The sequence below is a fragment of the Nocardia sp. 852002-51101_SCH5132738 genome (assembly GCF_001665695.1).
In the GTDB taxonomy this organism is placed as follows: domain Bacteria; phylum Actinomycetota; class Actinomycetes; order Mycobacteriales; family Mycobacteriaceae; genus Nocardia; species Nocardia nova.
Genome location: NZ_LZML01000023.1, coordinates 25,480 through 45,491, shown reverse-complemented (window position 1 = coordinate 45,491; position 20,012 = coordinate 25,480). Strand labels below are relative to the sequence as shown.

At 68.6% G+C, this 20,012-nt stretch carries 16 protein-coding genes; 7 read left to right on the top strand and 9 right to left on the bottom strand.

Features of this window, described 5'->3' with window-relative positions:
* Positions 1-88: 88 nt before the first annotated feature.
* Genes A5789_RS02805 through A5789_RS02795 form a run of 3 tightly spaced genes read left to right on the top strand, consistent with a single transcriptional unit; the run spans position 89 to position 5,504 of the window.
* Positions 89-1,345, top strand: coding sequence for an amidohydrolase family protein (locus A5789_RS02805; RefSeq protein WP_064906441.1), 1,257 nt, complete (start codon positions 89-91; stop codon positions 1,343-1,345).
* Positions 1,342-4,815: an indolepyruvate ferredoxin oxidoreductase family protein gene (locus tag A5789_RS02800; RefSeq protein WP_064906443.1), complete on the top strand. Its 3,474-nt coding sequence runs from the start codon at positions 1,342-1,344 to the stop codon at positions 4,813-4,815. The genes A5789_RS02805 and A5789_RS02800 overlap by 4 nt, the downstream gene beginning before the upstream one ends.
* Positions 4,812-5,504, top strand: coding sequence for a hypothetical protein (locus A5789_RS02795; protein ID WP_063015368.1), 693 nt, complete (start codon positions 4,812-4,814; stop codon positions 5,502-5,504). The genes A5789_RS02800 and A5789_RS02795 overlap by 4 nt, the downstream gene beginning before the upstream one ends.
* 23 nt (positions 5,505-5,527) lie before the next feature.
* Here the strand turns inward: A5789_RS02795 and A5789_RS02790 are convergent, their stop codons facing one another.
* From A5789_RS02790 to A5789_RS37605, 6 genes are all read right to left on the bottom strand, one after another.
* Complete coding sequence (locus A5789_RS02790) at positions 5,528-5,875, bottom strand: hypothetical protein (protein WP_146098773.1); 348 nt, start codon at positions 5,873-5,875, stop codon at positions 5,528-5,530.
* Positions 5,876-5,924: 49 nt separating this feature from the next.
* On the bottom strand, positions 5,925-7,385 hold the full coding sequence (locus A5789_RS02785) for an aldehyde dehydrogenase (protein ID WP_197516545.1): 1,461 nt from the start codon (positions 7,383-7,385) through the stop codon (positions 5,925-5,927).
* Between the two features lie 103 nt (positions 7,386-7,488).
* The gene (locus A5789_RS02780) at positions 7,489-8,697 is read right to left on the bottom strand and encodes an amidohydrolase family protein (protein ID WP_064906447.1); all 1,209 of its coding nucleotides are present in this window, start codon (positions 8,695-8,697) and stop codon (positions 7,489-7,491) included.
* A gap of 132 nt (positions 8,698-8,829) precedes the next feature.
* Complete coding sequence (locus A5789_RS02775) at positions 8,830-9,717, bottom strand: SDR family NAD(P)-dependent oxidoreductase (RefSeq protein ID WP_064906479.1); 888 nt, start codon at positions 9,715-9,717, stop codon at positions 8,830-8,832.
* 36 nt (positions 9,718-9,753) lie between these two features.
* Positions 9,754-10,935, bottom strand: a complete 1,182-nt coding sequence (locus tag A5789_RS02770) for a hypothetical protein (RefSeq protein WP_063018663.1) — start codon at positions 10,933-10,935, stop codon at positions 9,754-9,756.
* Positions 10,932-11,363 carry a Zn-ribbon domain-containing OB-fold protein gene (locus A5789_RS37605; protein WP_063018665.1) on the bottom strand — a complete coding sequence of 144 codons (432 nt, stop codon included), beginning with the start codon at positions 11,361-11,363 and terminating at the stop codon, positions 10,932-10,934. The genes A5789_RS02770 and A5789_RS37605 overlap by 4 nt, the downstream gene beginning before the upstream one ends.
* Positions 11,364-11,482: 119 nt before the next feature.
* Between A5789_RS37605 and A5789_RS02760 the strand changes: the two genes are divergently transcribed.
* A complete protein-coding gene (locus tag A5789_RS02760) occupies positions 11,483-12,436 on the top strand; it encodes an LLM class flavin-dependent oxidoreductase (RefSeq protein WP_064906449.1) in 954 nt (317 codons plus the stop codon).
* Between the two features lie 132 nt (positions 12,437-12,568).
* Complete coding sequence (locus A5789_RS02755; RefSeq protein ID WP_064906451.1) at positions 12,569-14,854, top strand: CoA transferase; 2,286 nt, start codon at positions 12,569-12,571, stop codon at positions 14,852-14,854.
* A 168-nt stretch (positions 14,855-15,022) separates the two neighbouring features.
* Here the strand turns inward: A5789_RS02755 and A5789_RS02750 are convergent, their stop codons facing one another.
* Positions 15,023-16,198, bottom strand: coding sequence for an amidohydrolase family protein (locus A5789_RS02750; RefSeq protein WP_064906452.1), 1,176 nt, complete (start codon positions 16,196-16,198; stop codon positions 15,023-15,025).
* A gap of 261 nt (positions 16,199-16,459) precedes the next feature.
* On the opposite strand from A5789_RS02750, the gene A5789_RS02745 reads away from it, so the two are divergent.
* Positions 16,460-17,536 (top strand): Zn-dependent alcohol dehydrogenase, encoded by a 1,077-nt coding sequence (locus A5789_RS02745; protein ID WP_063018683.1) that lies wholly within the window; start codon positions 16,460-16,462, stop codon positions 17,534-17,536.
* Positions 17,537-17,640: 104 nt separating this feature from the next.
* The gene (locus tag A5789_RS02740; protein WP_064906453.1) at positions 17,641-18,849 is read left to right on the top strand and encodes an amidohydrolase family protein; all 1,209 of its coding nucleotides are present in this window, start codon (positions 17,641-17,643) and stop codon (positions 18,847-18,849) included.
* A gap of 116 nt (positions 18,850-18,965) precedes the next feature.
* On the opposite strand, the gene A5789_RS02735 is transcribed toward A5789_RS02740, so the two are convergent.
* Together A5789_RS02735 and A5789_RS02730 are read right to left on the bottom strand one after the other, a co-directional pair.
* The gene (locus A5789_RS02735; RefSeq protein WP_030517864.1) at positions 18,966-19,154 is read right to left on the bottom strand and encodes a ferredoxin; all 189 of its coding nucleotides are present in this window, start codon (positions 19,152-19,154) and stop codon (positions 18,966-18,968) included.
* A gap of 24 nt (positions 19,155-19,178) precedes the next feature.
* Entirely contained in the window at positions 19,179-19,979 is an 801-nt protein-coding gene (locus tag A5789_RS02730) for an SDR family NAD(P)-dependent oxidoreductase (protein ID WP_197516544.1), read from the bottom strand.
* Positions 19,980-20,012 lie beyond the last annotated feature (33 nt).

The following is a 20,012-nucleotide window of genomic DNA, read 5'->3' as shown; positions in this document are numbered from 1 at the left end:
GATGGATGATTCTCGAAAGTAAGAATTCGACTCTCGTGACGGTCCTACGGTGATAAAGTAAGTACTCGCTCAGTACTGGAGGTCGCTGATGACGGAGCGAATGCTGCTGACCAATGGGCGGATCCTGACCTGCGGTGGTGATCTCGCCGAACGCCCGCGCCCGGGATCGGTGCTGATCGAGGGGGATCGGATCGCCGAGGTCTCGATCGGTGCGGACATCGCGGTCGATCCGGGAGCCGTGCGGGTGGTGGATCTGCGCGACGCCACGGTGTTGCCAGGTCTGGGTGACGCGCACACACATATCAGCTGGCCGCTGGATTTCGTCTTCGACCACGCGGCCGTCGCGGCGGCACCGCCGGCGCGGCACATCCTCGACGTCGCCGCCGTGGCGAAAACCTATCTGCACAGCGGTTACACGCTGCTGATCGGTGCCGGAGCCACCCAGCCGCAGGACGATCTGCTCATCCACGATGCGGTGGAGCGGGGTCTGATCGCGGGGCCGCGCCTGATTCCCTGCGGGGCGATGATCGCCGAGCGCGGGGGCCTCGGCGGCGAAGAGGGCGGCCTGATGGAGGTCGTGGACGGGGTCCGCGATATCCGCGAGGTCGTCGCCCGGCAGTGCGACAGTGGCGTGCGGTCGCTCAAACTGTTCATCTCCGGCGACGGCGTGGTGCCCGAGCATCCGTCCGAGGACGTCTATATGAACGACGAGATGCTCTCGGCCGCAGTGGAAGTCGCGGACCGCTACGGCGCCTTCGTCACGGTGCACGCCCGCGGTGCGGCCAGTGTGGCGATGGCCGCGCGCACCGGCGTCCGCATCATCCATCACGCCTGTTTCCTCGACGACGAGGCGCTGACCGCGCTGGAGGCGCGCCGCGACGACGTCTGGGTATGTCCGGGCCTGCACTATCTGTACGCCGTGGTCGCGGGCCGGGCAGAGCGATGGGGCATCACTCGGGACCGGGTCGACGCGTCCGGCTATCGCGACGAATTACGCGCTCAGATAGACGGATTGCACAAGCTGAAGGCCGCCGGTATTCCGATTCTCTCGGGGGGCGACTTCGGGCATCAGTGGACCCGGCACGGCACCTACGCGGCGGAACTGCAGCGCTATGTCGAGTTGATCGACATGTCCCCGATCGAGGCGATCCACACCGCCACCCGCAACATGGGTCCGGCGGCGCGTCTGGACACCGGTGAGATCCGGTCCGGACTGCTGGCCGATCTGATCGTCGTCGACGGCGACCCGACCGTGGATATCACTGTGTTGCAGGATCATTCGAAGCTGCGAACGGTGATCAAAGGCGGCGCTGTCGCCTACATCGACCCCCGGATCTATCCGTGACGGCGCAGACGCCGGTGCTCTCGGGAGTACAGACGCTGGTGCGGCTGCTCGCCCTGCGCCACGAGCTGGACCTTCGCGACGGGACGACCACCGCCACCATGGTTTCCGGATACCCGGGGTCGCCGCTGGGCGGTTTCGATCTGGAACTGGAACAGCACGAACCGCGGCGATATCGCATCGTGCACCGGCCCGGGCTGAATGAGGAGCTGGCGGCGGCCACGGTCTGGGGCAGCCAGATGGGCGCCGCCCTCGCCTACGACGGTGTCGACGGCGTGGTGGGCGCCTGGTACGGCAAGGGGCCGGGCCTGGATCGCTCGGGTGACGTACTCAAACACGCCAATGCGATGGGGGCCGGTCCGGGCGGCGGGGCGGTGGTGTTCTGTGGTGACGATCCGGCCGCGAAATCGTCCACCCTGGCCTGCGACAGCCAGTACACCTTCGCCGACGCCGGCATGCCGGTGCTGTTTCCGGGTGATCAGCAGGACATCCTCGACCTTGGTATCCACGCCTTCCGGATGTCGCGCTATGCCGGATGCTGGGTCGGACTGAAGATCGTCACCGCCGTCGCCGACGGAATCGGCACGGTCGACACGGATCTCGCGCGCCATCATCCGGCCGAACCGCACCTCACCATCGCGGGACGGACCTGGTCGCATCGACCGCAGGCGACCATCGGCCCGCATGCGGTGCCCGGCCAGGAAGAGCTGATCAACGAGCATCGGCTGCGCGCGGCCCGCGCCTATGCCCGGCACAACGGCCTCGACCGGACGGTCGGCCCGGACACTGCCGAACTCGGGATCGTGTGCGCGGGCGCCACGTATTTCGATGTGGTGCAGGCGTTGTCGGAGCGCGGAGTGCGCATTGCCGATCTCGCCGCGGCGGGTGTGCGCATCCTGCGGCTGGGCATGACCTACCCCCTGGTCGAGGAGACCGTCGTCGAGTTCGCGGATTCGGTGCGGCGGTTGCTGGTGGTGGAGGAGAAGCGGCCGTTCGTCGAGACGCAACTGCGCGCGGTGCTGCACGAGGCCCGGCATCGAATTCCGGTGCTGGGCAAGCGGGATCGCGACGGTGCGCCCCTGGTGCCCGGATCCGGTGTGCTCGATCCGAAGGCCGTGGGCGACATTCTCGACCGTGTTCTTCCGGCGCTGCGCCCGGCGACGCCGCCTCGGCTCGATCTGCCGCTGCTGGTGACGCCGGCCCGCGCGCCCGCGTACTGCAGCGGCTGCCCGCACAATCGGTCCACCGTCGTACCGGAGGACGCGCTGGTCGGGGGCGGGGTCGGCTGTCACGGCATCATGTATTTCGAGGCCCGTAACCGCGACCTGACGACGCTGCCGCCGACGCCGATGGGCGCCGAGGGGGTGCCGTGGATCGGATTGTCACCGTTCGTCGCGGCGCCCCATCTGATCCAGAATCTCGGTGACGGCACCCTGACCCATTCCGGCATCCTCGCGGTTCGCGCGAGTGTGGCCGCTGGAACCGACATCACCTTCAAGATCCTCTACAACGCGGCGGTCGCGATGACCGGCGGTCAGGAGGTGACCGGACTGCGGGACGTGCCCGCCCTCACCCGGGCACTGCAGGCCGAGGGGGTGCGCGAGATCGTGGTGTGCGCCGAGGATCCCGGCCGCTACGGTCGTCGCGCGCGATGGGCGCCGGGCGTGAAGGTGCTGGGCCGCGATCGGCTGGCCGAGGTGCAGCAGCGGCTGCGAACGGTGCCCGGCGTGACGGTGATCATCTACGACCAGCGGTGTGCGGCCGAGGCGCGGCGGCTGCGGAAACGCGGTCTGCTGCCGGAGCCGCCCCGCCGGGTCGTCATCAACGAGGCGGTCTGTGAGGGCTGTGGCGACTGCGGCACGAAGAGCAACTGCCTGTCGGTGCTGCCGGTGGACACCGAATTCGGCACCAAGCGGCGTATCCACGATTCCTCGTGCAATCGTGACTACACCTGCCTGGACGGCGACTGTCCGTCCTTCGTCACCATCGAGCCGAAAGCCGCTGGGCGCCGGCGGAAACGAGCACCGCGTGAGCGGCCGCGACTTCCGGCGGGATCGTTGCCGGAGCCGGTGCCGCCGGCGGTCGGCGAGCGCTACAGCATCTACTTCACCGGGATCGGCGGCACCGGAATCGTCACCGCCAACCGGATCCTGGTGCGGGCCGCCGAGGCGGCGGGCTGGGTGGTCGGCGGGATGGATCAGACCGGGCTCTCGCAGAAGGCGGGGGCCGTGGTGTCGCATCTGCATCTGGCGGCCGATCGCGCGGGACTGAGTGCGGCGGCGGTGAGCGGCGGCGGCGCGGATCTGTACCTGTCGGGCGACATCCTGCAGGCCGCCACGGCCGAACACCTCGCGAAAGCCCGTGCGGGGCAGGCCGTTGCGGTGGTCGACCGGACCGTCACCCCGACCGCGGCGATGTTGCAGAGCCATACCGCGGCCCCCGATGTGGCGGCATTGGAAGCCGCGATCGCCGATCGGATCGGCGCGCCGCGAACCTCGGTCATCGATGCGCGACGCGTCGCCGAGCGCGTCTTCGCCGATCACCTTCCCGCGAACGTCGTGTTGCTGGGGGCGGCCTTTCAGCTGGGTGGCGTGCCGGTGACGGCGGCCCATATGGCGCAGGCGCTGGCGGGGCGCAGCCGGGCGGCGGCGGACAACCGGCTCGCGTTCGACTGGGGTCGCTGGCTGGTGCACGATCCCGCGGCCGTCGCGGCGGCGTTGAGGGGCGAGCGCGTGGCATCCACCGCGCGCGGGTACGAGCCGACGGCGGCGGCCACTGCATCGGCGGAAAGACTTGTGGCGCAGCGTAATCTGCCGTCCGAGCTCCGCGAGGTGCTGCGTCGCCGGACCGCTCAGGTGATCGATTACCAGAGCGTGGGCCGTGCGCGTCGGTACCTCGAACTCGTCGGTTACGCGGCCGCGCGCGACGATGCCGCACGGGAGTGGAAACTGACCCGCGCGGTCGCCGAGTCGTGGTTCGCCCTGCTGACCTACAAGGACGAATACGAGGTCGCGCGTTTGCATCTGGCCGCGGACTACGACGCGGTGGCCGCCGAACTCGGGCTCGACGGCGGCTACGCGCTGACCTACCACCTGCACCCGCCGATACTGCGGCGTCTGGGAATGGCGCGGAAGCTGCCGGCGGGCCGGACCTATTCGCTCGCCTTCCGGGCACTGCGACGGATGAAACGCCTGCGTGGCACACCGTTCGACCCGTTCGGATGGGACCGCGACCGGCGCGCCGAACGCGCCGTCATCGTGGAGTACGCGCGGCTCGTCACCGAGATCACCGATGCCGGCGCGGACGTGCCCTACGACCGGCAGGTGGAGTTGGCGGCCTCGGCCGCGACGATCAAGGGCTACGGCCCGATCAAGGAACGCGGTATCGAGCGCTGGCGCGCCGGGATTGCGGCATGGCGGGCCGAACACCATTCGGAGGGAGCGGTTTCCGAGGCGAGCGGGGCGCTGCCGTGATCAAACGTCTGCGTTTCGCCACCCGCTCCCCGCAGCTGTCCTTCGACGGTTTCGCCCGGCAGTGGCCGCTGCTGTGTGCCGCGGCGGCCGACGCGCCCAGCGGACTGCGACCGGTCCGGGTGGCGGTCTGCACCGTCCTTCCCGATCTGACCGGGCCGGATGCCCGGCACGACGGTGTGGTCGCCGAATGGTTTCGCGATATCCGGCATCTGCGGCGCCACGACCGGTGGCGATCCCGACGCGACGATGCCGCCGAGACGGTGACGCTCCCGGCCCGTGCGACGGAAGTGATTGCCCGCGAACAGGTTCTGCGCGGCGGCGACTGGCTGCGACACCGATGGGACGACGGCGGCGCTCGAATGAAACATATGGCGGTCGCGGTGCGGGCGGCGAACCTGACGCCGGAAGAATTCGCGGCACGCTGGACCGCACATGCGGGCACCGTGCGGCGACCGGGCGCCGCGACAGTGGCGATACCCGACTCGGCCCGCGGCCGCGCCTATGTGCAGAACCATCCGGTGGCCGCGACCCGCACCGCCTACGACGCGGTGAACGAGGTCTACTTCGACGACCTCACCGGCCTGCGCACGCGCATCGACTGGTTCCGCGCGCACGGCCCGACCGGGCCCGATGAACTGTTCGAGCGATCGTGGTTTCTCGCCGCCCGGGAGGTAGTGCTGTCCGGCTGAGCGACGGTGTGCCGCCGCGCCGGTCAGCGGCACATGACCACGAGGCGCCGGGAGATGTGCACCGGGGTCCCGGCGAGCACCATGGGTAGCGCCGCCGCGCTGAGGATCGCCGGTTGAATGCGCCCGCCGACGATCGGATGTGCCTGGGCGCCGTAGTTGTCCAGGGTGAAGGCGAGGTCGGTGGTCGGCTCCGCCGGGCAGTCCGCCGGATCCGGTTCCGGGAAGCACCACTTCCAGCGACCCTCGGTGGTGGAGAAACAGATTTCGATGTAGTCCGCGCGTGCGGGGCAGGGTCCGGCCGATTCGACCGTGGCGCGGACGAACGACTCGCCGTCGAACGCCGCACCGCACATCCGTGATCCGGTTCGCATCGGATACCACTTCCTTCGCGCAACAACTGCCGAACGACGCTGCGGCCGTTCAGTTTCCGGCATCCGAGCGCAGTGCGGCCGGCAGTCCGATACTTCTGGGTTCGAGAAAACTGTGCAGTCCGTCCGGCCCCAGTTCGCGACCGAGTCCGGATTCCTTGAAGCCGCCGAACGGCACCCGGGGAAACGGCGGATAGGTGCCGTTGATCGCGATGCTGCCGGTGCGCAGCCGCTTGGCGATCGCCAGTCCGCGCTCGGCGTCCGCCGACCACACCCCGCCGGAGAGGCCGTAGGGCGAATCGTTGGCGATACGCACGGCGTCGTCGTCGCCGTCGTGCGGGATCAGGCACAGCACGGGACCGAAGATCTCCTCCCGCGCCACCCGCATCGCATTGTCGACGCCGGCCAGAATCGTCGGTTCCACGTACCAGCCGCGCGGCAGCCCGGCCGGGCGGCCGCCGCCGGTGACCACCCGCGCACCGGCGTCGCGGGCCAGAGCGATGTAGTGCTCGACGCGGGTGCGCTGCCGCTGCGCCACCAGCGGACCGATCAGGGTCGCCGGATCGTGGGGATCGCCGACCCGGACGGCTGCCGCTGCCGCCGCCGCGGCGTCGACCGCCTCGGCGTAACGGCTGCGCGGCACCAGGACCCGGGTATGCGCACCGCAAACCTGACCGGACATATGCATCGCGCCCTTGACGATCGCGGGCAGGACGTTCGCGAGATCGGCGTCGTCGGTGACGACCGCCGCGGACTTGCCGCCCAGCTCGAGCGACACCCGCTTCACCCGTTCACCGCACATGCTCATGATGCGTTTACCCGCGGCGGTCGACCCGGTGAAGGCCACCTTGTCCGTGTCCGGATGGGTGACCAGATACTCGCCGACCTCTCGATCGCCGGGCACGATATTGACTGCGCCGGAGGGTATTCCGGCTTCGTCCAGCGCCTCGGCCAGTACGAAGTTGCTCAGCGGCGACTCCGGCGGCGGTTTGATCACCACCGTGCACCCCGCGGCCAGTGCCGGCGCGGTCTTCCACGCCGCCAGGGTCACCGGGGCATTCCACGGCACCACGGCCGCGACGACGCCGACCGGTTCCCTGGTGACCAGGCCGGACCGGTCACCGGCGGTGACGATGCGCTCGAAGTCGAAGTCGCGGATCAGCTCCGCGTAATAGTCGAACAGCGCCGCGACCATACCGGTCTGCGCCTGTCTGGATTGGCTGACCGGACAGCCGATCTCGTCGACCGTCACGGCCGCGATATCGGCCTCGCGTGTGCGCAGCAGTTCGGCGGCGCGAGCGAGCGTGCCGGCGCGCTCGCCGGGCGACAGCCGGCGCCACGGGCCCTCGTCGAAGGCGGTGCGCGCGGCCGCGACGGCCCGATCGATATCGGCCGTGCGGGCCACCGGCACCTCGCCGACGGTTTCCTCGGTGGACGGTGAGATCACGGCGAAGCGTTCGTCGCCGGCAGGTGGTACCCACCTACCTCCGATGTAGAACTCACGCCGGTACATCAGCCGATCGGTCACGCCGCCTCCTGTCGTGTGCGGGACACCCGCGTCCGGTCGGCGGCGCGAGCCGCGATGGTCGCTCACGCCGCCCTCCGATGTCGTGTCGTCAGGGTCGGTTCCGCTGCGGCGGATCGAGGTGATAGAGCCGGGTCGCGGTGTGCTGCAGGACTTTCGCGACCGTCTGCTCCGGAATTCCGGTCAGTGAACGATCGATGATGTCGCGCGGGCTCGGTGATTCCGAGGCCGGCCCCGGCGAGAGGCTGGTGGCGTGCGGGAAATCGGTTTCGAACATCAGATTGTCGGCCAGTTCGCCGATCACCGGTCGCAGCGAACGGTTTTCGAACCAGTACATGCCATAGATCTGGCGGCGCATGTATTCACTCGGCAGCAGCCGATCCGGATATTCGTGGTGCGCACCGACGTTGAGCCACTGCCAGTCCATACTCTCGCCCAGGAAGGGCAGCCAGCCGGCGCCGTTCTCCACCGAGACGAAATTCAGCTTCGGATAGCGATGGCAGACGCCGCTGACGACCACCTCGGCGATGTTCTGCGCATTGCCGAGCAGCACCAGCGCGCTCTCCTTGGTGAAGTCGAGCTTCTGCGATTGGTCGACCGCGCCCTTGAGATCGTCGGGGGAGTTGAGGAAGCCGACGTGGAAGTTCATCGACAGTCCCATGTCCTGGGCCTGGCCGAGCAGCGGCTCCCAGTAGTCCTCGACCAGGCGGGGCAGGCCGACCTTGTCGTAGCGAGCGGCGAACAGCACACCTTTGTGGCCCATCTCGTAGGCCCGCTTCATCTCGGTGACCGATTCGTCGATATCCCAGAACGGCAGCATCATCATCGGAACCAGCCGGCGCGAATCCGCCGAGCACCACTCGACCAGCCAGTCGTTGTACGCGCGAACGCATTCGGTGGCCAGCTCGTGCGGCATCCGGTTCAGGAAGACGTGGCTGTGGAAGCCGAGAATATTCGGATACATCACCTGGTAGTAGATGCCGACCTCGTCCATATAGGCGAGCCGCGCCTTGGCGTCGAGTGCGGCGGGGAAGGCCTCGGAGAGCTTCTTCGGATGTGAGGGCGGGAACTCGGGCCATTTGGCTTGTGCGAAAGCGCCTACGCCGTAGAGCTTCTTGTCGCCGATGTACCAGTAATCCTCTTGCCGCCGTTCGTGGAAGCGGACGTGCGGAACCAGATCGCCCCACTTCTTCGAGATCCGCGAGGTCCACAGGTCGGCCGGTTCGATGATGTGGGAGTCGACATCGGCGACCGCATATCGCTCACACAGGGCGGTTCCGGCGCCATCGGGGTCAGCCATCCCGAACTCCTTCTGTACCAGGAAGATTATTCAACTATGAGAGTGTTCACTTACTTACTCTAGAGATCGCGAGGGTGATGTACAACCGTCTGTCGCGCCCGATCGGGATCGGCCCCCGGTGGCGTCGGTGGCTCAGTGGCCGGATTCGGGGGCGGGCGGCGTGGATTCGCCCGGCTCGGGCCGGTCCGGGTCCGCGACCCCGCGCAGGTGCGGCGCCATCATCAGCGGCGTCACGCTCAGCACGCCCGATTCCACCGGCAGGGTGATGCCGGTGATCCAGCGGGCCTCGTCGCTGGCCAGGAAGGTCGCCGCCCAGGCCACGTCCCAGCCGTCACCGGGGGTGCCCAGCAGACCCGCCTCCGACCGCATGGTGTTCATGAATTCCGCCCGCGGCCCCGGCGCCGACACCGAGAGCACCATGGGCGTCGTGATGTGCCCGGGCGCGATCGCGTTCACCCGAATCCCTTGGCGGCCGTGCGAATACGCCATATCGACGGTCATCGCGAGCAGGCCGCCCTTGGCCGCGGAGTAGGCGACCGTGCCGTCGCCGCGCAGTGCCGAGATCGAGGAGATGTTCACGATCGATCCGCCGCCGCGTTCGGCCAGTGCCGGCACCGCGTACTTCGAGGAGAGGAACGCGGTGCGCAGATTGATGTCGAAGGATCGGTCCCAGTCCGCTTCGGAGACGTCGACGACCGTGCCGACCGCGGCCAGGCCGATATTGTTGACGAGGATGTCCAGTCCGCCGAAGGAGTCCACGGCAGTACGCACCATGGCCTCGCACGCCGCGGCCTCGGTCAGATCGGCCGCGAAGACCGCGGCCTTGCCACCCTCCTCCTCGATCATCCGCAGGGTTTGTTCGGCGCGCTCGGCATACCGGTCCACCAGCAGCACGGCGGCGCCCTCCCGTGCCAGTGCCACCGCGGTCGCCTTTCCGGTGCCGATGCCGGGCCCGGGCGTGGATCCCGCACCCGTCACGATTGCCACCTTGCCGTCCACGCGGCCCGGACGCTCCACCATGATCATCTCTCCTTCGCCGTCACCGGTACTGCTACCTCACCAGCGCGTCAAAAGCGCTGCGCCGGACTCGATTCCGCCGACATTCGTCACCGCCGCGACCTCGGCGCCGGCGACCTGCCGCGCGCCCGCCTCGCCGCGCAGCTGCCGCACCGCCTCGGCGGTGTGGCCGAATCCGGCGTGCAATCGCCCGCCCGAGAGCTGACCGCCCCAGGTGTTGAGCGGCAGCTCACCGCCCAGCGCGATGCGCTTGCCGCCGTCGATGTAGTCCCCGGCCTCGCCGGTGCCGCAGAAGCCCATCGCCTCGAGCCACCACACCGCCTCGATGCTGAAACCGTCGTAGAGCTGGGCGGTGTCCACATCGGCGGGAGTCAGCGCGGTACGCGCCCACAGGTCCGCGGCGGTCGCGTAGCCCACCCGGCCCATGTCCTCCCACTGGTCCCAGGCCGGGCGCCCGTCCACCACGCCGGCCATCGCCTCGATGCGGACCGGTGCGCGTAGATCGCGGGCCGTCTCGACCGCCGACACCACGATCGCGGTCGCGCCGTCGGCCGGCACATCGCAGTCGAACAAACAGAGCGGGGAGGAGATCATCCGCGCGGCCAGATAGTCGTCGACGGTGAGCGGCGAACGGTAGACTGCGTCGGGATTGTGGGCGGCGCTTGTGCGCTGGGTGACCGGTATCCACGCCAATTGCGCTCGGGTGAGACCGAATTCGTACATGTAGCGGGTAGCGAACGGGGCGATCTGGCACACCGGGGACAGCATCCCGATCGGCAGCAGCCATGCCTGCGGGCCTTCGGCTGCGGGTTTGGTGGATCCGTAGGCCGGGCGCCCACCGGCGGCGCGGGCGGCGCTGCCCTCCTTCACGGTCCGCCAGATCACCACGTGGCGGGCCTGGCCTGTGGCGATCGCCTGCGCCGGACCGTAGAACGGCAGTGCCATGCCTTCGACGAGACCCTGGCGCCAGCGGGTCGTGATGCGCAGCGCGTCCTGGACCTCGTAGAGATTGCCGTTGGCGTAGCCGGGCACATTGGCGACACCTCCGCCGGGGAACATGGCGAGGCCGTCGATATCGTCGACGGTCAGCCCGGCGTCGGCGACGGCGGCGAGGATGGCGTCGAGGGTCAGCTGCAGGCCGGAGCGGTCGAGCCGGCGGGCGATCGCGGATTGACCGATGCCGGAGATCACGGCGCGATGCTCGAACAGGTCCGTACTCATCGCGTGACCCCGGTCCCGTCGTCGCGGGCGAGGAAGCTGGGGACGGCGTATCCGCCCGGGCCGGGCTCGAATCCGACGTCGACCCGCATGCCGATCGTCACCTCGTCCGGCGCGCAGCCGCGCACCCGTCCGGGGATCCGCACGCCGGGGCGGCCGGGGAATTCCACCAGCACGATCGCATAGGGGACCTCGAGCTCGGGCAGCCAGCGCTGATAGTTCACGGTGAAGCTGTAAACCGTTCCGGGACCGGTGATTTCGACGAATTCGGGTGCGCGGCGCCGGCATCGTCGGCAGATGCCCCGGGGCGGGAAGGAATCGGCTCCGCAGGCGGGGCAATGTTCGACCAGCAAACGGCCGGCGGCGGCCCCTACCCAGAAGGGCTCGGTCTCCTCGGTGACCATCGGCGGGATACCCGGTATCGCGTTCATCCGGCCTCCAGGAGCGAGTCGTTGCTGCCTATAACCACTATCATGATAAGTGAGCATTTGCTATCTTCGTGTGGTCGGTGCCGATCGGGCATCGGCGCACTGCTCGCCGAAGGAGTCGGATGTCCGCCGACCGCATCGTCTTCGGGGCAGCCGCGATGCCGGAACCGGATCGGGACTGGCTGGCCGCTGCCGAACGCCTGCCCATCGAATCCGTCTGGCAGGGCGGCCACATCCTGCCGCCGAGTCCTACCGGTGAGGCCGTCACCCGTCTGTCGCTGATGGTCGCATGGACCGAACGCGTCCGGGTCGGAACGGCGACGCTGCTGCTGCCGCTCTATCCGCCGGTGATCGTGGCCAAACAACTCGCCGATCTGGATGCCCGTTCCGGCGGGCGGGTGTCGGTGGGGCTCGGGGTCGGCGGGGAGTTCCGGCACGAATTCGAGGCCGTCGGTGTGCCGCTGTCCGAACGCGGCCCCCGCACCGACGAGGCGATGGATGTGCTGCGCGCACTGTGGCGCGCCGAACCGGTCGATCACGAGGGCCGGTTCTTCCGATTCCGCGATCTGCATCTGCGCCCGGTCCGCAACCCCGACGGCTCCACCATGCGACCCGGCGGCCCGCCGTTGATCGTGTCCGGGCGCAAAGCTCCGGCGATGCGTCGCGCCGCGCGCCGGGGCGACGGCTGGATGCCGTATCTCGTGTCGCCGTCGGCGTATGCCCGCTCGGTCACCGCGATTCGGCAGGAAGCGGCGACGATCGGCCGCGACCTCACCGACTTCGAGTGGACGATGTATCTGTACTGCTCGATTCGCCGCGACGGTGACCGCGCCCGCGCCGAGGTGGCCGATTTCCTCGGTGGCGCCTACGGCGGCAAACCGGGCGACATGCTGCTGCGAATCGCGCCGGCCGGTACACCCGACGAGGTCGCGGTGCGGCTGCAGGAATACGTCGACGCGGGCGTGCGGCATTTCGTGATCGCGCCGGCGACGCGATCGGACACGCTGGACGTGGTTCGGCTGGCCGCCGAAGAGGTGCTGCCGAGATTGGAACTGCCCGTTCGGGTCGGGCGATGAACACCGAATGTGCCGGGGCCGAGGGCGTTTCGGTTCCGGCGGGGGTGCCCGCGCAGAGTGCGCCGGCTGTCGGTTCACCGGCTTGTCCAGCGGTCCCGGCGACGTCGGATGGTTGTTCGAAAGGGCTCTGATATGAGTGGCGAAGGTCCCTGCACGGGTTTGACGGTGGTCGAGATCGCGGTGGGGGTCAGCGATCTCGGGCTGGGGTTGGCCGCTGGGCTGCCGGGAATGCTGCTGGCCGATCTCGGGGCACGTGTGGTGCGGGTGGTCGGCGAGGATGCGCCGATCGACGCCGCGGTGCCGTGGGGCCGCGTCTGGCATCGCGACAAGCGCATCCTCACCACCAGCGAGGCGGCGGAAATTTCCGAGTTGTTGCGGACGGCGGATATCGCGCTGGTCTACGGTCCGGAGGATCTCGTCGAGGCGCGCGGACTGGGGTTTCTTGAGTGCGCCGCAAGTAATCCCGCGCTCGTGTACGCACGCTGCCGGCCGAGTCGCACCGCAGCCGGAACGGTCGAGGATTTCGGACTCCTGGTCGAGGCGCGGGCCGGCTTCTGCACGCAATTGCGGGGCCATCGGCCCGGGCCGATCTTCCCCGAGGTGCGCGCGTCCGGCATGGGGGCTGCCTTCCTGCTGCTCACCTCGGTATTCGCGCTGCTGCATCGCCGCGTCGGCACCGGTACGGGCGGCTGGAGCGAAACCTCGCTCTACGACGGGATGCTGGCCACCCTCGGCTGCATGATCGGCCGATCCGAACGCGCCGCGCCCGAAGTCGAATCGTATTGGGAACACGGCTCGACCTTCCCGAATTTCCTCTACCGCTGCGCCGACGGCGAACTGCTGCAGGTGTGGTTCGGCGGTAAGGGCATGTATCAGGCGGTGATCGAGGTCCTCGGCGACGAACCCAGTCCGGACGGCTACTACACCGACCAGACCACCGGCAAACTGCGGGCCCGCGCGCAGCGGTGGACGTCGTTGTTCGCCACACGACCGCGCGAGGAATGGATCGAGCGGCTGCGCGCCGCGGGGGTGGCCTGCGAGCCGGTGCTCGGGCCGGGGGAGGTGCTGCGCGATCCGCACACCACCGCAACCGGTTTGGCCGTCACCCGTTCCGACCGCGGACACGAGGATCTGATGATCGGCTCGCCGTTCGAGATCCACCCGCTGCGTCCGGCCTCGGGTTTGCCTCGCGCCTCGCGAACGCGCGCTGCCGCAGGGCTTTTCGAGGGCTTACGCGTCGTGGACTTCTCGGCGTTCGTCGCCGGGCCGCTGGCCGCCGAGGTGCTGGCGGACCTGGGCGCCGATGTGATCAAGGTGGAGCCACCGAGTGGTGAGGCGATGCGGGCCGCCGCCTATGCGGTGGCGGCCTGCCAACGCGGAAAGCGCAGTCTCGCATTGGATATCAACGCTCCCGAGTCGCGGCCGGTGCTTCGGAAGCTGCTCACCTGCGCCGATGTGGTGCTGCACAACTTTCGCGTCGGCGTCGCGGAGCGGCTCGGCATCGACGCGGACACCGTGGCACGCCTGAATCCGAACGCGGTGTACTGCCACGCCAGTGCTTTCGGCGCCACCGGCCCGCGGGCGGCCTACCCGGGCAACGACGCCTTGATGCAGGCGCTGACCGGTTTCGAGCGGGCGATCGGCGGCGCGGACAACGAGCCGCTGGCCGCGACCTGGATACCGATCGATATGGCGGGCGGCTGGGTCGCCGCCGCCGGCATCGCGCTGGGTCTCTACGCCCGGGCCACCCAGCAGCGCGGTCAGCAAGTGATCACCAGTCTGCTCGGCGCCGGAATGCTCATGCACTGCGGTGTTTTCGTGCGCGACGGCGAACTCGTCGCCGGCCCGGCACTGGACGAGCGGCAGACCGGGTACGGTCCCGGCTATCGAATCTACGAGGGCTCCGACAGCGAGTGGTTCGCACTCGTGGTCGCCGACGCCGAATCCTGGTGGAAGCTGGACGGATTCGTCGCTGCCGCCGCCGGTGGCCCGAGCTCGGGCTTGGGTGACTACGTCCCGCTCCGCAGCGACGACGACAGCGCCGCCCGCGCGGCCGAGGCGACACTCGAATTCACCTTCGCGACCGCCCCCGCCGCCGACTGGGTGCGCCGGCTGCGCGAACTCGGCATCCTCGCCGAACTCATCGAGCCGATGGACCGCAACCGCTTCCGCCACGCCATCCTGGACGATCCGGTGAACCACCAACTCGGCCGGGTCGTCGGTTATCGGACCGCCGACTGGGGCTATTTCGAACAGATCGGCCCCCTGCTGCGCACCGGCCCCGACGTGACCGGGGGGCCCCGCCTGATGATTCCGGGCGTCGGCGAGCACACCGCGGAAGTGCTGCGCGAGTTGGGGTTCGACGACTCTCAGGTGGACGAGTTGCTCGCCACGAAAGTCGCGCGCCAGATGGATTGACGGGATCGGTTCGCGACCGGCTGGCCCATGTGGTCGGGTCGGGTGCCGGCCGAACAGATCGTGCAAACCTCGGTAAAAATCGGAGAAAACCGCGTCATGCGGCGGGGTTTGCACGATTGGTTCGGCCACAATGCCTGGGTGTCGGCTGCCGTTGTGGCAGGGAGATGTTCAGTTCAGTCCCAGTAGTCCCGCTGTATTGCCGCGCAAAACCTGGTGGCGGACGTCGGGATCGCAGGTTTCCAGCCGGGGCAGGTAGTCGCGTGGTTCGCGCAGGCCCTCGGGGTGGGGGAAGTCCGAGCCGAACAGGACGTGGTCGGCGCCGATGGCGTCGATCAGGTCGTGCACGTCGTCCTCGGGGAAGGGGCAGACCCACAGGTGTTCGGCCAGTGCTTCGCTCGGGCGGGGTGGCAACTTGCCGCCGATCATCGGGCCGCGGCGGCCGAGTGCGGCGGCCTTGTCGATCGTTTTGAACAGGGGGCGAAGCCAATTCGAGCCGTTCTCGATCGAGACGATCTTCACACCCGGGTGGCGGCCGAAGAGGTTGTGCAGGGTGAGCGCGATCAAGGTGTCGACCACCGGGCGTTCGGTATTGCACAGCGCCCATTGCAGCGGCGATTGCTGATGCGACGGATTGTCCGGGTTCTCCGACCAGTGCGTGCCGTAGAAATGCTGGTAGCCGCTGTTGGATACGTGGAAGGCCACCGGTATTCCGGCATCGGAGACGGTCGCCCAGAACGGATCGAAGATCGGGTCGGCGGGGGAGCGGCCCGCGATGGGGCCGGGGCACAGATGCACCATCCGCGCACCGGCGTCGAGTACCCGGTGCAGCTCACGCACGGCCTGGTCGATATCGAGCAGCGAGAGCATCGGCACGCCGAACAGCCGCCCGTCGGCGCCGTATCCCCAGTCCTCCTCGAGCCAGCGGTTGAATGCCCGCAGACTCGCGTAGGTGAGCTCGATGTCGTCTCGCAGGTCGTACTCCACGGCCACACCCAGTGTCGGCAACATGATCGTGGCATCCACGCCCTGCCGGTCGAGAACGGCCAAACGCGCACCGCGCTCGGCGAATTCCGGGTGGTCCTTCGAGGTCACCACCTCGCGATGGGTGAATCCGTCGGCGACGCCGCCGACGAACAGTCCCTGCAGCGCGCCCGGCGCCGAGGCGTAGTCGCCGGGCATCACGCTCATGAAGGTGCGCTGCCCGCGCAGGAAGATGCGACCCAGTCCGTCCGTGCCGCGTTCCACCCGGATGGTGCGATCGGCGAAGCGCGACTCGATGTGGCGCGAGAAGCAGTCGTCGGGCTCGTAGTAGTGCCCGTCGGCATCGATCAACCCGTATTCCATCTCTGCGCTACCTCCGGGATCGCCCGCGGTCAGGAAAGTGTGCCTTGAGTAAGTGAGCACACAGTTACTAACTTCGCACCGGCGATAGAGGATGTCAAGGTCGCGCCGCATTCCGCGGCAGACGGAGGCCTCGCCGCTCCGGTGTGGCGAATCGGCGCCGGGACACCCGTCGCGCTCCTAATATGAGTAAGCACTCGCTTGACAAGCGGGGCGCGGCGGCGGGAGTCGCGGCCCATCCGAATCGATCGTCAGAGGTACGCAGTGAAAGTCGTTGTCGCCTACGAGGTCGGCCAGCCCCTCGAAATCGAAGATCTGCCCCTGCCGGAACCCGGCCCCCACGATGTGGTGGTGCGCCTGAGCGCCAGCGGCATCTGCCATACCGACCTCACCGTCATCAACGGGCTCTCGCCGCTGCCGCTGCCGATCGTGCCCGGCCACGAGGGGTGTGGGGTGGTCGAGGAGGTGGGCGCCGAGGTGCGCCGGGTGCGCGTGGGCGATCGGGTGCTCGCCTCGGTGACACCGGCCTGCGGGCACTGCTGGTCGTGTGTCAACGGCATGTCGAACCATTGCGAGCTCAACGCGGAAGTCAAACGGCGACAACGCTTCCGGCTCGCCGACGGCCGCAGTGCCGCTGCGGTGTGCGGCTGCGGAACCTTCGCCGAGGCGATGGTCGTGCACGAGGCGTCGGTGGTCGCGGTGCAGACCGATCTGGCCGATGAACAGCTCGCCCTGCTCGGCTGCGGGGTGACCACGGGCCTCGGGGCCGCACTGAATACCGCCGGCGTCACCCCGGGCTCGTCGGTGGCGGTGATCGGCTGCGGCGGGGTCGGGCAGTCGGTCATCCAGGGGGCGCATATCGCCGGTGCCGCCACGATCGTCGCCGTCGATCCGATGCCCGGCCGCCGGGACGCGAGCATCGGGGTGGGCGCCACCCACACCGTCGACCCGCAGGCCGGCGATCCGGTCGCGCAGGTACGGGAGCTGACCGGCGGGCGCGGCGCCGACTTCACCTTCGAGGTGGTCGGCCGTCCCGAACTCGTCACCCAAGCCATCGATATGGCCCGGGTGGAGGGTGTGGTGACGCTGGTCGGCATGCCCTCGACCGCGGATGTACTGACGCTGCCCGCGATCTCGACGGTGTTCTCCGGCAAGCGGATCGCCGGATCGGTGGTCGGCGGGGCCCAGATCCTGCGCGACTTCCCGCGCTTCATCCGGCTGGCCGAGGCGGGGCGCCTGGATCTGGAATCCATGATCACCCATCGCATTTCGCTCGACGAGATCAACAAGGGTGTGCAGCTGCTCTCCCGGGCCGAGGGCGTGCGCACCGTCATCGTGTGAACCGGTTGACCGGGCAACGAATCGTCGGCAGCCCTGGCGCCCGCCCCGGCATCGGGCTACCTTGTATGTAAGTATTCGCTTTGTTACCGGAGTTGGGAGATCCCATGTCGTTCAGCTGGTTCATATCGGTTGATGACCATCTCATCGAGCCGGCGCGGCTGTGGCAGGAGCGGTTGCCGGAGAAGTGGCGCGAGACCGGCCCCCGGATCGTCCGGGAGGACAAGTCGGAATTCTGGATCTACGAGGATCGCCAGATCGTCACCACCGGCCTCAACGCCGTGGCCGGTAAGAAGCGCGAGGAATTCTCCCCCGAGCCGATCACCTACGAGGAGATGCGGCTGGGTTGTTACGACCCGGCGGCGCGGGTCGCCGATATGAACCAGGGGCACGTGCTGTCGTCGATGCTGTTCCCCTCGCTCCCGCGCTACTGCGGCCAGATCTTCCACGAGGCGAAGGACAAGGAGCTCGCGCTGCTGTGCGTGCGGGCGTGGAACGATTTCATTCTCGAGGAATTCGCCCAGGCCTATCCCGGCCGATTCATCCCGATGATGATCATCCCGCTGTGGGATCCCGTCGCCGCCGCGGCCGAAATCGAGCGCACCGCGGCGCTGGGGGCGAAATCCATTGCCTTCTCCGAGAACCCGACCAAACTCGGCCTGCCGTCGATCCACACCGACTTCTGGGATCCGGTCTTTCGCGCCTGCGACGACACCGGCTTCGTGATCTCGATGCACGTCGGATCGTCCTCGAATATGATTCGGACCTCCGAGGATATGCCGACGCTGGCCTTCATGGCCTACTCCGCGGCCGCGAATCAGGCGGGGACACTGCTGGATTGGCTGTTCAGCGGTAATTTCGTGAAGTACTCGAATCTCAAGATCGCCCTCTCCGAGGGGTCCATCGGCTGGATTCCGTACTTCCTCGAACGCGCCGAGCAGGTGGTCGACAAACAGCGGTTCTGGGCCTCGCGGTTCGATATCAGCATGAACGCCACGCACGAACGCGGCGAGCAGAAGGGCGAAGCGACCTTCGATCTCGATACCGATATCCGGCGGTTGTTCCGCGACCACGTGTACGGCACCTTCATCGAGGACAAAGCGGGAATTCGCTTGCTGGACATCATCGGTGAGGACAACGTGATGCTGGAATGCGACTACCCGCATTCGGATTCCACCTGGCCGGACACCGTGCAGATGGCCGGCAAGTGGCTCGGGCACCTTCCGCAGGACGTGCAGGACAAGATCACCGTCGGCAATGCGTCGCGGGTCTACGACTTCACCCCCGCCGATCCGGCCTCGATTCCCGAGTCGTGACATGTCGCGGGCCGGCTGCGGCCCGCGTACGTCGAGGTCCGCCCCCGTGACGGTGGGCGGACCTCGACGTATAGGCCGGGCGCGCAATGCGCCGGCGGTGGCCGAGAGCGGGTGGCTCAGCTCAGGACGATTGCCCGTTCCGGGCAGTTGTCGGCCGCTTCGCGGGTCCGGTCGCGAAGGTCGGCCGGCACCTCGGAAAGCGTTGCGCGGCCGTGCCCTTCGTCGTCGAGGTCGAAGACCTCCGGGCAGATCTCCCAGCAGCGGGCGTGGCCCTGGCAGCGGTCGGGATCGACGGATACGTGCATGACTGTCCTCCGGTGTCGCGCGATTCAGTAGGTGGCCGACAGGGCCCACGGGCCGTCGGGAAAGGGCCGTCCGAGCAGTTCCATGCTGTAGACGATGCGTCCGGTGTCGTGGGGGGACGTGCACAAAAGCACAGCGGCGTCGGCCATGGCGTCGTCCGGTTCGACCGGGGTGTTGTCCGGCGTGTGCGGGGAGACGACGGCGACGCCGGGAGTCATGACCAGACCGGAGGTGCCCAGACTGTTGATCCGCACGCCGGTGCCGTACACCTCCGCCGCCAGGCCGGTGGTCAGGCGATCGAGCGCCGATTTGCACATGCCGTAGGGCACGCAGCCGTCGGCGGCCCACTCCGGATAGGGCGGCCCCAGGGGGTGGCGCGCCTGTTTGGAGGTGATGTTGAGGATCCAGCCGCGCCCGCGCTCGATCATCCCGGGAATCGCCAACTGGCACAGGCGAAACGGGGTGTGCACCATCATCTGGAACATCAGGCCGTAGCGGTGCGGGCGGATGTCGAGGGCCGGGCCGTAGAAGTTCACCCCGGCATTGTTGACGAGGATGTCGGCCGGCCCGAGTAGCGCTTCGGCCCGTGCCACGACCGTCTCGACCTCCGCGGGAACCGTCAGATCGGCGCGAATCGCCGCTGCCCGGCCGCCCTGATCGCGAATGTGCGCCACGACCTCCTCGATGGAACCGGGAAGCGTCGAGGCGCCCGGTTCGGCGGTGCGAGCCACCACCGCCACCGCCGCACCCTCGGCGGCGAAGCGTTCGGCGATCCGCCGGCCGATGCCGCGGCTCGCGCCGGTGACCAGTGCGGTCCGGCCGTCCATCGATCCCACGTCGACTCCTGCGCTGAGTGCTCC